This is a genomic window from Rhodococcus sp. Z13_19A, assembly GCF_058133575.1.
Map to the genome: position 1 here is coordinate 785,309 of NZ_JBYUNN010000003.1, position 13,869 is coordinate 799,177.

General features: G+C 67.8%; 6 protein-coding genes. 5 read left to right on the top strand and 1 reads right to left on the bottom strand.

Annotated features, from left to right (window positions below):
• The first annotated feature begins 18 nt into the window (after positions 1 to 18).
• A complete protein-coding gene (locus tag AC3YNX_RS14835; protein WP_489995917.1) occupies positions 19 to 3,528 on the top strand; it encodes an NACHT domain-containing protein in 3,510 nt (1,169 codons plus the stop codon).
• 58 nt (positions 3,529 to 3,586) lie between these two features.
• Here the strand turns inward: AC3YNX_RS14835 and glgP are convergent, their stop codons facing one another.
• Positions 3,587 to 6,187 (bottom strand): alpha-glucan family phosphorylase, encoded by a 2,601-nt coding sequence (gene glgP, locus AC3YNX_RS14840; RefSeq protein WP_489983420.1) that lies wholly within the window; start codon positions 6,185 to 6,187, stop codon positions 3,587 to 3,589.
• A 113-nt stretch (positions 6,188 to 6,300) separates the two neighbouring features.
• Here glgP and AC3YNX_RS14845 point away from each other — a divergent pair, with 113 nt between their 5' ends.
• From AC3YNX_RS14845 to glgB, 4 genes are all read left to right on the top strand, one after another.
• The gene (locus tag AC3YNX_RS14845) at positions 6,301 to 8,298 is read left to right on the top strand and encodes an alpha-1,4-glucan--maltose-1-phosphate maltosyltransferase (RefSeq protein WP_489995918.1); all 1,998 of its coding nucleotides are present in this window, start codon (positions 6,301 to 6,303) and stop codon (positions 8,296 to 8,298) included.
• 61 nt (positions 8,299 to 8,359) lie between these two features.
• On the top strand, positions 8,360 to 10,210 hold the full coding sequence (gene treS / locus AC3YNX_RS14850) for a maltose alpha-D-glucosyltransferase (protein WP_127782640.1): 1,851 nt from the start codon (positions 8,360 to 8,362) through the stop codon (positions 10,208 to 10,210).
• Positions 10,210 to 11,664 carry a maltokinase N-terminal cap-like domain-containing protein gene (locus AC3YNX_RS14855; RefSeq protein WP_489995919.1) on the top strand — a complete coding sequence of 485 codons (1,455 nt, stop codon included), beginning with the start codon at positions 10,210 to 10,212 and terminating at the stop codon, positions 11,662 to 11,664. Before treS ends, AC3YNX_RS14855 begins: the two co-directional genes overlap by 1 nt.
• On the top strand, positions 11,661 to 13,859 hold the full coding sequence (gene glgB / locus AC3YNX_RS14860) for a 1,4-alpha-glucan branching protein GlgB (protein ID WP_127782639.1): 2,199 nt from the start codon (positions 11,661 to 11,663) through the stop codon (positions 13,857 to 13,859). Before AC3YNX_RS14855 ends, glgB begins: the two co-directional genes overlap by 4 nt.
• Positions 13,860 to 13,869 lie beyond the last annotated feature (10 nt).

Here is a 13,869-nt window from a genome sequence, read left to right on the forward strand (position 1 = left end):
TCAGACGGAGGGAGGGACATGGTCGTGCCCTCAGGAGTCAGTGGCGCAGGGGCGCACATTTATCAGGTCAAGTGGACTAAAACGCGGATACAGAATCCCGTCTCGTGGTTGAAGCAGGCAATCGATGGTGAACGCAAGAGTATTGTGCGCCTGGTCTCGGAAGGCGCCACCCATTACTGGTTGATGACCTGCGTGGCGGGCACCAGCATTCCTTCCGCTGGTTCCATGGATGCTCTTGACGAAGAGTTCAAGAAGTACTCCCAAGAGTTTGGCATCGCCATGCAGCCGCTGTGGCAAGCAGACATTGATGGCATGGTGGACATCGCACCAGATGCGCTTAAGTGGGCGTACGCTGACATGCTGGCTGGCCAGGACCTAATTCGATATCTAATTACAGGCTCATCGGAGAACGACGCGGCCACGGCACTTCGCGACACCCTTCAACAAGTGATGAGGGGACAAGGGGCCGAAGACGCGAAGGTAAAGTTCAGCCAAGTTGACCTCGATCAGACCGACTTAGCCGACGTCTTTGTGGACGTAGAAGCTGAAGTTCAGCTGCCGGGGAGAATTCTCGTCAAAGAGGGCGCGTTACGCTACCTGCTCGAGACATATAACTTGTACACAGTCGTCTTAGGGGAGCCAGGCCAAGGGAAATCGACGTTAGGCCAGTACCTCTGCCAAGTTCACCGAGCGGTGCTAATGCCGGACGACACGCTGGCTCAGTCGCGAGTAAATGAAGTGTCCACCGAAAACGGCAGGGTACCGTTCCGCATCGACCTGCGTCAGTACGCCGGATTCCTTAACGGTGCTGATCCTTTCGACGAAGATCCAAGCACCGCGAAATCCACCCGACCGCGCCGTGGAACTCAGAGAAGCCTGGAAAACTATATTGCCCATTACTGCAGGCACTACAGTGGAGGACGCACTGTCACTGTTGATGATATCCACACGATTCTAGGAAGGTACCCGTCACTCATAGTTCTTGATGGGCTGGACGAAATAGGCGACCAAAAACTACGCAAGGACGTAGTGAGCGAAATTGAGCGTCTAGCAAACCGGGTCGCCCCAGACCGGCACCGCTCGACGCAACTTGTCGTCACCACCCGCCCCAATGCATCGTCTCAGGCCGAACCCTCGAAGGCGCAGTTCGAGTATATTCGGCTAAATCCGATGAGCCCCTCGATGCAGTTGGCCTACTTAAAAAAATGGGCTGAAGTTAACGGTATCCGGGGTCCACGTCGCCGAAAACTCACCCGGATATTCTCGGCGAGGACTGCCGAGGCGCATATCGCTCTATTGAGTGCAAATCCCATGCATCTGACCGTGCTTCTGTACCTCATCAACAGACGGGGGGAGGCGGTCCCGACGGCGCGTACGGCCATTTACACCGCGTACATGGACGCACTGATGGACCGCGAAATAGAGCGAGAACAGATCGCCAAGGACGACGTCGAACGAATCTACGAAATTACGTCGTGGCTGGGCTGGTCGATGCAGTCTGGAGTTGAGAGTGACGCAACTGCAGGGAAAATGCCAGTCGCAAAGCTAAAGACGGCGCTGTTCGCATACCTACAGGAAGTTCAAGCACCCGTATCAATCCTCGATGAACTCTTCTACGCTGCATCCGACCGATTTTGGGCGTTAACCAGTAAAGAGGGTGGCACGTTTGAGTTTGCGGTGCAGCCGGTGAGAGAGTACTTCGCGGCGCGCTATTTAGCGATGTACGCGGGAATGCTCTCCACACAAGTCCTTAAGGGAGACATACTCGCCCATCTGGTCCAGCGACCCTACTGGTTGAACACCACCCTCTTCTTCGCTGGGTTTGCCAATCCAAATGAACTGAGCGGCTTGGTCGACGGCGTCCACAGCGCTTTAGAGTGCGGCCGCCACCCCGTACAGGTCCGAGTGGCCCTATGGTATCTCCTTCGCGACGGCGTATTTGCTGGAGTGAGCCGCAGCCAGAAGCGCGCGGTCGCACTCCTCACCGATGACTTGAGCTTACGGCTTATTCACATGACCTCACAGGCTGACCCGGCCATACCGCTGCCGCATATACACGGCGGAACCGATCTCGCAACTCAAATCTTTGCTGAGCTACGTGAAGACCCGATTATTTCGCCTCGCGCGATTCTTCGCTCCCGCGTGCTCGGCGGAATGGAATCGGCGCTCCCGGAAGTGCGGGATTGGTTCCGTTTAAGACTACAGAACGCAAATGATACAACCGAAGAAGGCATCCTAGCCACTGTCGCGGCGTTCGGCAGCGAGTTGCTGACTCGGGGCGAGACTGACCGACTCCGCCTGACGACCCCATCGTCCCGCGTAGCAGCTTTGCAGATCAGTGCAGATCCGACGCCGGGATCGAAACTCGACGAATCGATGGTGCAGGGAGTGCTTAATGGTGAACAAACGGATACCACCACCGTAAGCGCCTCGCGAGCCGGAAATCTCTTAAGGGCGTTGCGCCCTCAGTTGTTTTTGCGTATGGCTATTACCGTCGATGACCCGCCTCTCCCCCTTTACCAACTGCGAACTGGCCACCTTGAAGAAACAACGGATGATAGCGCCCAACGTCAGAACGTTTTTAAGCGTCTTATTGCCGTCGATTCTGCTTACGAGGACGTCAAACAAGCGAGCATCTTCCGTAAGGGCGAGCGGGGTTCAACCGCGCCGTGGCAGAACACTGCTCGCGCGCTCGCGGCCATCGTCGGCCCTTGCTGGTTAGCGACCGAGATCGCCCTGATCGGGGTCGCGAACCGGCACGTCCATACGAGTGGCTCGATCACGAAGGGAGCTGATGCACTAGGCACAGCAATGGACTACGGCGTATTCGTTCAGACGATGCGGACGCCCCAAACCGCCCAGTGGTGGCGCTCCCAGGTCAACGAGCACGCGAGTTCCGATTCCCGCATGGCGTGGTGCGGTGCGCTATTAATTACCGCAAACGAGTCGACTTTAGTAGACGTGGCAGAAGACCTGGCGTCCGCCCTGGATTCCTTAACTCCCGATCAATTCTACAACCTGGCTCAGGGCCTGAGCCGTATAAGCGCGAGCGGACTGGAGCGTCGGCTGGCCGTCGAAACGACCGCCTTGAATTCGCGCTTATCCCCGAATGCCCTCGCTGCCGCCGCAACCTTATCCCCAAGAGCCCTCGCTGTCGTAGCACTCTTCTCTGCTGACCGAACTGTGCAGGACCCGCTGCAAGGCCTCGATATCTGTGCGCTGAGATCGATAGCTGGCCTTGGTCCTGCCTCCTGGCCAGCGCATCGAGCACTCACAGCGCGACTGTTGACTGAGCAGACCGACGAGGCACTTAATGGACTAACCAGCTGCGGTATTGATGCAGTCGTCACAGTGCCCGATGCGCGGCCAATTGGTTTTCCAGCGGGACACATCGACAATATCCTCGCAAGCCCGCTAGATTATCCTCTCCACTGGGTAGCGGCCGCCGAAAGATGGCACTCGCGGGCGAACACAGAGAAATCCCTGCGCGAGGTCGGCGAGACCGAAGGATGGTTACCGAAGTTATGACACAGCGCGACGCACAAAATCCCACACTCAATCGCGCAGCCTCTTGCAGCACCGGCACTCAGGCCAGCGACACCAGGCCCAGCTCGGCCGGACCGGACAGCAGCTCGTTGCGGGGCAGCACCCGCACGGTGTACCCGGCGGCGCCGGCGTGCGGCAGGGGCACCTGCAGCTGGTAGGTGGTGGCCCCGGAGCCGTCGTTGGCCGCACCCGCCGACTGCATCTCGTAGACCTGCACGTCGGTGAGCTCCTCGTCGGCGCCGATCCGGCCGAGCACCGCCTGCACGGTCACGTCCTGCTCGCGCAGCCCGGCCAGCTCCACGTTGGCCGTCAGGGTCAGCTCGGCCCCGATAACCGGCGTGTCGGGCAGCCCGGTGGCGTCCACTCCGGACACCCGCACCAGCGGCCACGCCGACTGCACGGCGTGCCGGTAGCCCGCCAGCTGCTTGGCGGCGCGGAAGTCGTCGGCAGCCATGGCGTGGGCGGCCACCGCGGCCGGCCGGTAGTAGCCCAGCACGTACTCGCGGACCATCCGGGAGGCCAGCACCTTCGGGGCGAGCTCGCGCAGGGTGTGGCGCACCATCTCCACCCAGCGGGCGGGCAGCCCGTCGTCACCGCGGTCGTAGAAGCGCGGCAGCACCGAGCGCTCCAGCAGCTCGTACATGGCAGCGGCCTCGAGGTCGTCGCGCCGGGTCTCGTCCAGCACGCCGTCGGCGGTGGGGATGGCCCAGCCGTTCTCGCCGTCGAACATCTCGTCCCACCACCCGTCCCGGATGGACAGGTTGAGCCCGCCGTTGAGCGCCGACTTCATCCCGGACGTGCCGCAGGCCTCCAGCGGCCGCAGCGGGTTGTTCAGCCAGACGTCGCAGCCCCAGTAGAGGAAGCGCGCCATGGACATGTCGTAGTCCGGCAGGAAGACGATGCGGTGCCGCAGGTCGTGGGTGTCGGCGAAGCGCACCACCTGCTGGATGAGCGCCTTGCCGCCGTCGTCGGCGGGGTGGCTCTTGCCGGCAATGACCAGCTGCACCGGGCGGTCAGGATCGGTCAGCATCGCCCGCAGCCGCTCCGGGTCGCGCAGCATCAGGGTGAGCCGCTTGTAGGTGGGCACCCGGCGGGCGAAGCCCACGGTGAGCACCTCGGGGTCGAAGACGTCCTTGACCCAGCCCAGCTCGGCCTCGGTGGCCCCGCGCTCCAGCCAGGACGCCTTCACCCGGCGGCGCACCTCGTGCACCAGCTTGGTGCGCAGCTGGGTGCGCAGCTCCCACAGCCGCTCCGCGGGGACGTCGTTGAACATCTCGAACACCCGTGCCTGCCCGTCGGGGCGCAGCGCCTGCGAGACCCGCTCGCGGCCCACCATCTCCTCGGCCATCTCGAACCACTCGCGCGCCGCCCAGGTGGGGGCGTGCACGCCGTTGGTGACGTAGCCGATGGGCACCTCGGCGGCGTCGAAGCCCGGCCACAGCTCGGCGAACATGCCCCGGCTGACCTCGCCGTGCAGCCGGGAGACGCCGTTGGCGCGCTGCCCCAGCCGCAGGCCCATGTGCGCCATGTTGAACATGTGCGGGTCGGCCTCCGCGCCCAGGGCGAGGATGCGGTCGAGGGTCAGGCCGGGCAGCAGCCCGGAGTCGGCGCCGTCACCGGCGAAGTAGTGCCGCACCAGCGAGACCGGGAAGCGGTCGATGCCGGCGGGCACCGGGGTGTGCGTGGTGAAGACGGTGCCGGACCGGACCGCGGCCAGCGCGGCCTCGTAGTCCAGACCGTGCTCGGTGACCAGCTCGCGGATGCGCTCCAGGCCCAGGTAGCCGGCGTGGCCCTCGTTGGTGTGGAACACCTCCGGCTGCGGGTGACCGGTGATGTCGCAGTAGGCCCGCACGGCGCGCACGCCACCGATGCCGGCCAGGATCTCCTGCTTGATGCGGTGGTCCTGGTCGCCGCCGTAGAGGCGGTCGGTCACCCCGCGCAGCTCGGCGTCGTTCTCCCCGATGTCGGAGTCCAGCAGCAGCAGCGGCACCCGGCCCACCTGCGCGATCCACACCCGGGCGGCGAGCACCCGGTCGCCCGGCATGGCCACGTGCACCAGCACCGGGGAGCCGTCCTGGGTGGTGAGCAGCTGCAGCGGCAGGCCCTGCGGGTCCAGGGACGGGTAGTGCTCCAGCTGCCAGCCCTCCGCCGACAGCGACTGGCGGAAGTAGCCAGAGCGGTAGAGCAGGCCCACCGCCACCAGCGGCACCCCCAGGTCGGAGGACTCCTTGAGGTGGTCACCGGCCAGCACGCCGAGGCCGCCGGAGTAGTTGGGCAGCACCTCGCTGACGCCGAACTCCATGGAGAAGTAGGCCACCGCGCGCGGCAGCTCCTCGGTGCGGGCCATCTCTTGGTACCAGCGGGGCTCGGTCAGGTAGGAATGGAGCTCAGCGGCCTGCGCGTCCAGCCGTGTGGTGAAAGACTCATCGGCCGCCAGCACGTCCAGCCGGGAGCGCGGCACCTCCCCCAGCAGGCGGACCGGATCGTGGCGGCACGACTGCCACAGCTCCTGGTCGATCTCGGCGAACAAGTCCTGCATGAGGGGGTTCCACGACCACCGCAGGTTCAGCGACAACGGCCCGAGGGCCGCCAAGCGTGCGGGCAGATGGGCTCGGACCGTAAACCGGCGAAGGGCTTTCACATCGCGAGCCTACCGAGAAATCACACTGTGCTCGGCTAGCGCTGCGGCCCGGCGCCCGGCAGGGTAGGACCCGAACCTCTACCCAAACACCCTTTTACGAATGGAGCTCATACGTGAGTGGTCGGCTCGGGATCGACGACGTGGCCCCTGTGGTGGCCTGCGGTCGCTACCCCGCCAAGGCGGTGGTCGGCGAGGTCATCCCCGTCGCGGCCACCGTGTGGCGCGAGGGACACGATGCAGTGGCCGCGACGGTCGTCTGGCGCGGCCCCGGTGCGGGCGCTGCCATGCAGGTGGCGATGACCGAGGGCGCCGAGCCCGACCGGTTCCACGCGCTGCTGCGGGCGGACTCCCCCGGGCTGTGGAGCTTCCGGGTGGACGCCTGGAGCGACCCGCTGAGCACCTGGCGGCACGCCGTCAACGCCAAGGTCGGCGTGGGCCAGACCGCCGAGGAGCTGGCGAACGACCTGGAGATCGGTGCGCAGCTGCTCACCGAGGCCGCCCGCAAGGTGCCCAAGGCCAGCCGCGCCCGGGTGGTGGCCGCCGCGACCGCGCTGCGGGCCGACGCCACGGTGGCCGAGCGGATCGCACCCGCCTTCTCCGCGGAGGTCACCGAGCTGCTCCGGGTGTACCCGCTGCGCCAGCTGGTCACCCGCGGCAAGGTCAACCAGGTGTGGGTGGACCGCCCGCGCGCCCTGGTCGGCTCCTGGTACGAGCTGTTCCCGCGCTCCACCGGTGGCGTGGACGCCGACGGCAAGCCCGTGCACGGCACCTTCGCCACCGCCGCCGAGGAGCTGCCGCGCATCGCCGACATGGGCTTCGACGTGGTGTACCTGCCGCCCATCCACCCAATCGGCGAGGTCAACCGCAAGGGCCCCAACAACACGCTCACCCCCGGGCCGGAGGACGTGGGCTCGCCCTGGGCCATCGGCTCCGCCGAGGGCGGCCACGACGCCATCCACCCCCAGCTGGGCACGCTCGCGGACTTCGACGACTTCGTCGCGCGCACCACCGAGCTGGGCATGGAGGTGGCCCTGGACCTGGCGCTGCAGTGCGCGCCGGACCACCCCTGGGCCACCGAGCACCCGGAGTGGTTCACGGTGCTGCCCGACGGCACCATCGCCTTCGCGGAGAACCCGCCCAAGAAGTACCAGGACATCTACCCGCTGAACTTCGACAACGACCCCCAGGGGCTCTACGTCGAGGTGCTGCGCGTGGTGCGGCACTGGATGGACCACGGGGTGCGCATCTTCCGGGTGGACAACCCGCACACCAAGCCGCCGAACTTCTGGGAGTGGCTCATCGGCGAGGTCAAGAAGACCGACCCCGACGTGCTCTTCCTGGCCGAGGCGTTCACCCGCCCGGCCCGGCTCTACGGCCTGGCTCAGCTCGGCTTCACTCAGAGCTACACGTACTTCACCTGGCGCACCGCGAAGTGGGAGCTGGAGGAGTTCGGCCGGGAGATCACCGACAAGGCCGACGTGGCCCGGGCCAACCTGTTCGTCAACACCCCGGACATCCTGCACGCGTCGCTGCAGCACGGCGGCCCGGGCATGTTCGCCCTCCGCGCGGTGCTGGCGGCGACCCTGGCCCCCACCTGGGGCATGTACTCCGGCTACGAGCTCTACGAGGGCCAGGCCGTGCGTGAGGGCAGCGAGGAGTACCTGAACTCGGAGAAGTACGAGCTGCGTCCCCGCGACTTCGCCGGCGCCCTGGCGCACGGGCAGTCGCTGCAGCCGTTCGTCACCACGCTGAACACGATCCGGCGCAACCACCCCGCCCTGCAGCAGCAGCGCACGCTGCACTTCCACGCGGTGGACAACGACGCCCTGATCGCCTACTCCAAGTTCGACCCGGTCAGTGGAGACTGTGTGCTGGTGGTCGTCAGCCTCAACCCCTTCGGCACCGAGGAGGGCACCGTGTCGCTGGACCTGCCCGCCCTGGGCCGGGAGTGGTCCGACCGCTTCACCGTGCACGACGAGGTGACCGGCGACTACTACCAGTGGGGCCAGGCCAACTACGTGCGGCTGGAGCCGTGGCGCACCGTCGCCCACGTGCTCACGCTGCCGCACCTGTCCGCCGAGGCCCGCACGGCGCTCGCCCAGCGGGCGTAGCACCGGTGTTCCCCCTGCACAGCCCCCGTACCCCCGACACGACGCAAAGGTGAGCAACACGTTGAGCAGCAACCTCGGTCACTCCGTGCCCCCCGAGGCACACGACGCCGAAGGCCACCTCCCGGAGCCCAGCGCGGAGGACTTCGCGCACGCCCGCCAGCTGCGCGTGGACCCCGAGTGGTTCAAGAAGGCGGTGTTCTACGAGGTCCTCGTGCGCGCCTTCAACGACTCCAACGGCGACGGCACCGGCGACCTGCGCGGCCTCGCGGAGAAGCTGGACTACCTGTCCTGGCTGGGGGTGGACTGCCTCTGGCTGCCCCCGTTCTACGACTCGCCCCTGCGCGACGGCGGCTACGACATCCGGGACTTCCGCGCGGTGCTGCCGGAGTTCGGCACCGTCGAGGACTTCGTCTACGTGCTGGACCAGGCGCACCGTCGCGGCATCCGGATGATCACCGACCTGGTCATGAACCACACCTCGGACACCCACATGTGGTTCCAGGAGTCCCGCCGCGACCCCGACGGGCCCTACGGCGACTTCTACATGTGGGCCGACGACGACACCGGCTACCCCGAGGCCCGGATCATCTTCGTCGACACCGAGCAGTCCAACTGGACCTGGGACCCGGTGCGCAAGCAGTACTACTGGCACCGCTTCTTCTCCCACCAGCCGGACCTGAACTACGACAACCCGGCCGTGCAGGAAGCGATGATCGACGTGCTCCGCTTCTGGCTGGACCTGGGCATCGACGGCTTCCGCCTGGACGCGGTGCCGTACCTGTTCGCCCGCGAGGGCACCAACTGCGAGAACCTGCCGGAGACCCACGAGTTCCTCAAGCGCTGCCGCAAGGTGGTGGACGAGGAGTACCCCGGCCGGGTGCTCCTGGCCGAGGCCAACCAGTGGCCGTCGGACGTGGTGGCGTACTTCGGCGAGCCGGACAACGGCGACGAGTGCCACATGGCGTTCCACTTCCCGCTGATGCCGCGCATCTTCATGGCGGTGCGTCGGCAGAGCCGCTTCCCCATCTCCGAGATCCTGGCCCAGACCCCAGCCATCCCGTCCTCCGCCCAGTGGGGCATCTTCCTGCGCAACCACGACGAGCTGACCCTGGAGATGGTCACCGACGAGGAGCGCGACTACATGTACGCGGAGTACGCCAAGGACCCGCGGATGAAGGCCAACATCGGCATCCGCCGCCGGCTGGCCCCGCTGCTGGAGAACGACCGCAACCAGCTCGAGCTGTTCGCGGCCCTGCTGCTGAGCCTCACCGGCTCGCCCGTCCTCTACTACGGCGACGAGATCGGCATGGGCGACAACATCTGGCTGGGTGACCGCGACGCGGTGCGCACTCCCATGCAGTGGACGCCGGACCGCAACGCCGGCTTCTCCCGGGCGGACCCGGCCCGGATGTACCTGCCGGTCATCCTCGACCCCACCTACGGCTACGAGGCTGTCAACGTCGAGCAGCAGATGGGCTCCACCAACACGCTGCTGCACTGGACCCGGCGGATGATCGAGGTGCGCAAGCAGCACCCCGCCTTCGGGCTGGGCACCTTCACCGAGCTGGGCAGCCAGAACCCGAGCGTGCTGTCGTACCTGCGCGAGCTGGCCCCCTCGGCCACCTCGGCGGAGGGACCGGGCAAGACCGCCGACGTGATCCTCTGCGTGAACAACCTCTCGCGCTTCCCCCAGGCCGTGAAGCTGGACCTGAGCCCGTTCGCCGGGCGCATCCCGGTCGAGCTCACCGGCTCGGTGCCCTTTCCCTCGATCGGCACGGAGGAGTACATGATCACGTTGCCTGGCCACGGGTTCTTCTGGTTCGCCCTGCAGCCTGACCCGGCCCTGCAGGAGCCGCACGAGCAGGAGGCCGCGGCGCACCCCTCCGAGGCCGCCAGCGCGGTGCAGGCCTGATGCCGGGGCTCGAGCAGTCCCTCGCCACCTGGCTGCCGCGGCAGCGGTGGTTCGGTGCCATCGGCCACGCCGTCGAGGCGGTGCAGGTGCGCAGCCGGGTGGTGCTGGCCCAGGCCGACGACCAGCGGGTGGAGCACCTGCTGGTGTCGGTGGACCTCGCCGACGCCCCGACCCAGCTGTTCCAGGTTCCGCTGATCTACCGCGCCACCCCGCTGTCCGACTCTGCCGCGGCCGCCCTGCACGGGGCGGTCGGGCAGGACGAGCAGGGCTGGGTCGCCTACGACGGGCTGCGCGACCCCGACGCCATCGCGGTGCTCGCCGAGCACCTCGCCGCGGGGCGCCCGGTCGACCACCTGCGCTTCGCGGTGGAGGACGGGGTCACCATCCCGGCCGGGCTCACCGGTCGCGCGCTGTCGGCCGAGCAGTCCAACACCTCCGTCGTGCTCGGTGAGCTGCTGCTGGTCAAGGTGTTCCGCCGCGTCGCCCCCGGGCTCAACCCCGACCTGGAGCTGCACCGCGCGCTGGCTGCGGCCGGCTGCACCTGCATCGCGCCGGTCCGCGCGTGGCTGGAGGGTGAGGTGGACGGTGAGCCGACCACCCTGGCCATGGCTCACGACTACGCCCTCAACGTGGCTGACGGCTGGCAGATGGCCCTGACCAGCGTGCGTGACCTGTTCCTCGAGGCCGACCTGCACGCCGAGGAGGTGGGCACCGACTTCTCCGGCGAGGCCCACCGCATCGGGGCGGCCGTGGCCGAGGCGCACGCCGGGCTGGCCGCCGCGCTGGGCACCGTGGAGTGCGCCAGCACCGAGGGCCCCACCAGCCCCGTGCCCGGCATGCTGGCCCGCCTCGACGCCGCCGTCCAGGTGGTGCCCGAGCTGGCCGAGCACGTCGAGGCGATGCGCGAGGTGTTCCAGGCCGCCGAGCCCTTCACGGCGTCGCTGACGATGCAGCGGGTGCACGGCGACCTGCACCTGGGCCAGGTGCTGCGGGTACCCGCACGCTGGCTGCTCATCGACTTCGAGGGTGAGCCGGCCAAGTCGCTGGCCGACCGCCGCCGCCCCGACAGCGTGCTGCGCGACATCGCGGGGATGCTCCGCTCCTTCGACTACGCCGCGTTCCACCAGCTGACCGGCAGCGAGCACGCCGGCCCGCCCTCGCAGCTGGAGTTCCGCGCCCGGGAGTGGGCACAGCTCAACATCTCCTCCTTCTGCGAGGGGTACGCCGAGGTGACCGGCGCCGACCCGCGCGAGCACCCCGAGCTGCTGCGGGCCTACGAGCTGGACAAGGCCATCTACGAAGCCGTCTACGAGGCGCAGCACCGGCCCACCTGGCTGGCCATCCCGCTGCGGGCGATTCGTCGCCTCAGTGCCGCTCCCCCGGGTGCCACCCCCACGGGTGCCGCCCCCACGCGCGCCGTACCTGCTCGAACCACAGAGAAGGACCTCACATGAGCACCCCGGCCACCCGCCCCGACGCGCGTCCGGACGCTGTCGAGCTGGCCCGACTGCTGGAGGGCACCCACCACGACCCGCACGCCCTGCTGGGCGCCCACCCGGCCGGTCGGGCCACGATCATCCGAGCCCTGCGCCCCGACGCCACCTCGGTGAAGGCCCGCATCGGCGGCACCGACCACGACCTCGCGCACATCGAGGGCGGCCTGTTCGGCGCCGCGGTGCCGGTGACCGACCTGGCGGACTACCGCCTGGTGGTCACCTACGGCGAGGAGACCACCGTGGTCGCCGACGGCTACCGGTTCCTGCCCACCCTGGGCGAGGTGGACCAGCACCTGATCGCCGAGGGCCGCCACGAGCGGCTGTGGGACGCCCTCGGTGCACACGTGCGCAGCTACGACACCCCGGACGGCACCGTCGAGGGGGTGTCCTTCGCGGTGTGGGCGCCCAACGCCCGCGGCATCTCGGTGGTCGGCGACTTCGACGGCTGGAACGGCCGGGCCACCCCCATGCGCGCGCTGGGGTCCACCGGCGTCTGGGAGGTCTTCGTCCCCGGCCTCAGCGACGGCACCCGCTACAAGTTCCGGGTGCACGGCGCCGACGGCAGCGTGATGGACAAGGCCGACCCGATGGCGTTCGCCACCGAGGTCCCGCCCGCCACCGCGTCGGTGGTGCACACCAGCAGCTACGAGTGGAACGACGACGCCTGGCTCGCCCGGCGCGCCGAGGGTCGTCCGCACGCCGAGCCGATGAGCGCCTACGAGGTGCACCTGGGCTCGTGGCGCCCGGGCCTGGGCTACCTGGAGCTGGCTGACCAGCTGGCCGCGTACGTGCGGGAGACCGGCTTCACCCACATCGAGCTGCTGCCGGTGGCCGAGCACCCCTTCGGCGGGTCCTGGGGCTACCAGGTCACCTCCTACTACGCCCCCACGTCGCGCTTCGGCACCCCCGACGAGTTCAAGGCCTTCGTGGACGCCATGCACGCCGCGGGCATCGGCGTCCTGGTGGACTGGGTCCCCGCCCACTTCCCCAAGGACGCCTGGGCGCTGGCCCGCTTCGACGGCACCGCGCTGTACGAGCACGCCGACCCGCGCCGCGGCGAGCAGCGCGACTGGGGCACCTACGTCTTCGACTTCGGTCGCAGCGAGGTCCGCAACTTCCTGGTGGCCAACGCCCTGTACTGGCTGGAGGAGTTCCACGTCGACGGCCTGCGGGTGGACGCCGTGGCCTCGATGCTCTACCTGGACTACTCCCGCGAGGAGGGCCAGTGGGAGCCCAACATCCACGGCGGCCGGGAGAACCTCGAGGCGGTGGCGTTCCTGCAGGAGATGAACGCCACGGTCTACAAGAACCACCCCGGCGTGGTCACCATCGCCGAGGAGTCCACCTCCTGGCCCGGCGTCACCCGGCCCACCCACCTCGGCGGCCTGGGCTTCGGGATGAAGTGGAACATGGGCTGGATGCACGACACGCTCGACTACCTGGCCCACGACCCGGTCTACCGCACCTACCACCACCACGGCATGACCTTCTCGCTGGTCTACGCCTGGAGCGAGAACTTCGTGCTGCCCATCAGCCACGACGAGGTGGTGCACGGCAAGGGGTCGCTGTGGGAGCGGATGCCCGGCGACGACTGGAACAAGGCCGCCGGCGTGCGCGGTCTGCTGGCCTACATGTGGGCGCACCCCGGCAAGCAGCTGCTGTTCATGGGCAGCGAGTTCGGCCAGCCCAGCGAGTGGTCGGAGAAGAACGGGCTGCAGTGGGGGGTGCTGGAGGACCCCGAGCGCGGTGCCACCCACCGCGGCATCCAGCGGATGGTCGGCGACCTCAACGCCACCTACCGCAGCCTGCCCGCGCTGTGGTCGCAGGACACCTCACCGGAGGGCTTCGGCTGGATCGACGCCAACGACGCCGAGAACAACGTGCTCAGCTTCCTGCGCCACGGCGACGACGGCTCGGTGGTGGCATGCGTGGCGAACTTCTCCGGCCAGCCCCGTGAGGGCTACCGGCTGGGGCTGCCCCAGGCGGGCACGTGGCGCGAGGTGCTCAACACCGACGCCGAGGTCTACGGCGGCTCCGGGGTGGGCAACCTGGGTGCGGTGCACGCCACCGACGAGCCGTGGCACGGCCGGCCCGCCTCCGCCGACGTCCGGCTGCCCCCGGCCGGCGTGCTGTGGCTGGTGCACGAGCAGTAGCTCCGAGTTC

Excerpts from the sequence above, each read along its gene's own strand:
- AC3YNX_RS14835 (WP_489995917.1), top strand. The coding sequence starts at position 19 with ATGGTCGTGCCCTCAGGAGTCAGTGGCGCAGGGGCGCACATTTATCAG.
- AC3YNX_RS14855 (WP_489995919.1), top strand. The coding sequence starts at position 10,210 with ATGCCGGGGCTCGAGCAGTCCCTCGCCACCTGGCTGCCGCGGCAGCGG.
- glgB (WP_127782639.1), top strand. The coding sequence starts at position 11,661 with ATGAGCACCCCGGCCACCCGCCCCGACGCGCGTCCGGACGCTGTCGAG.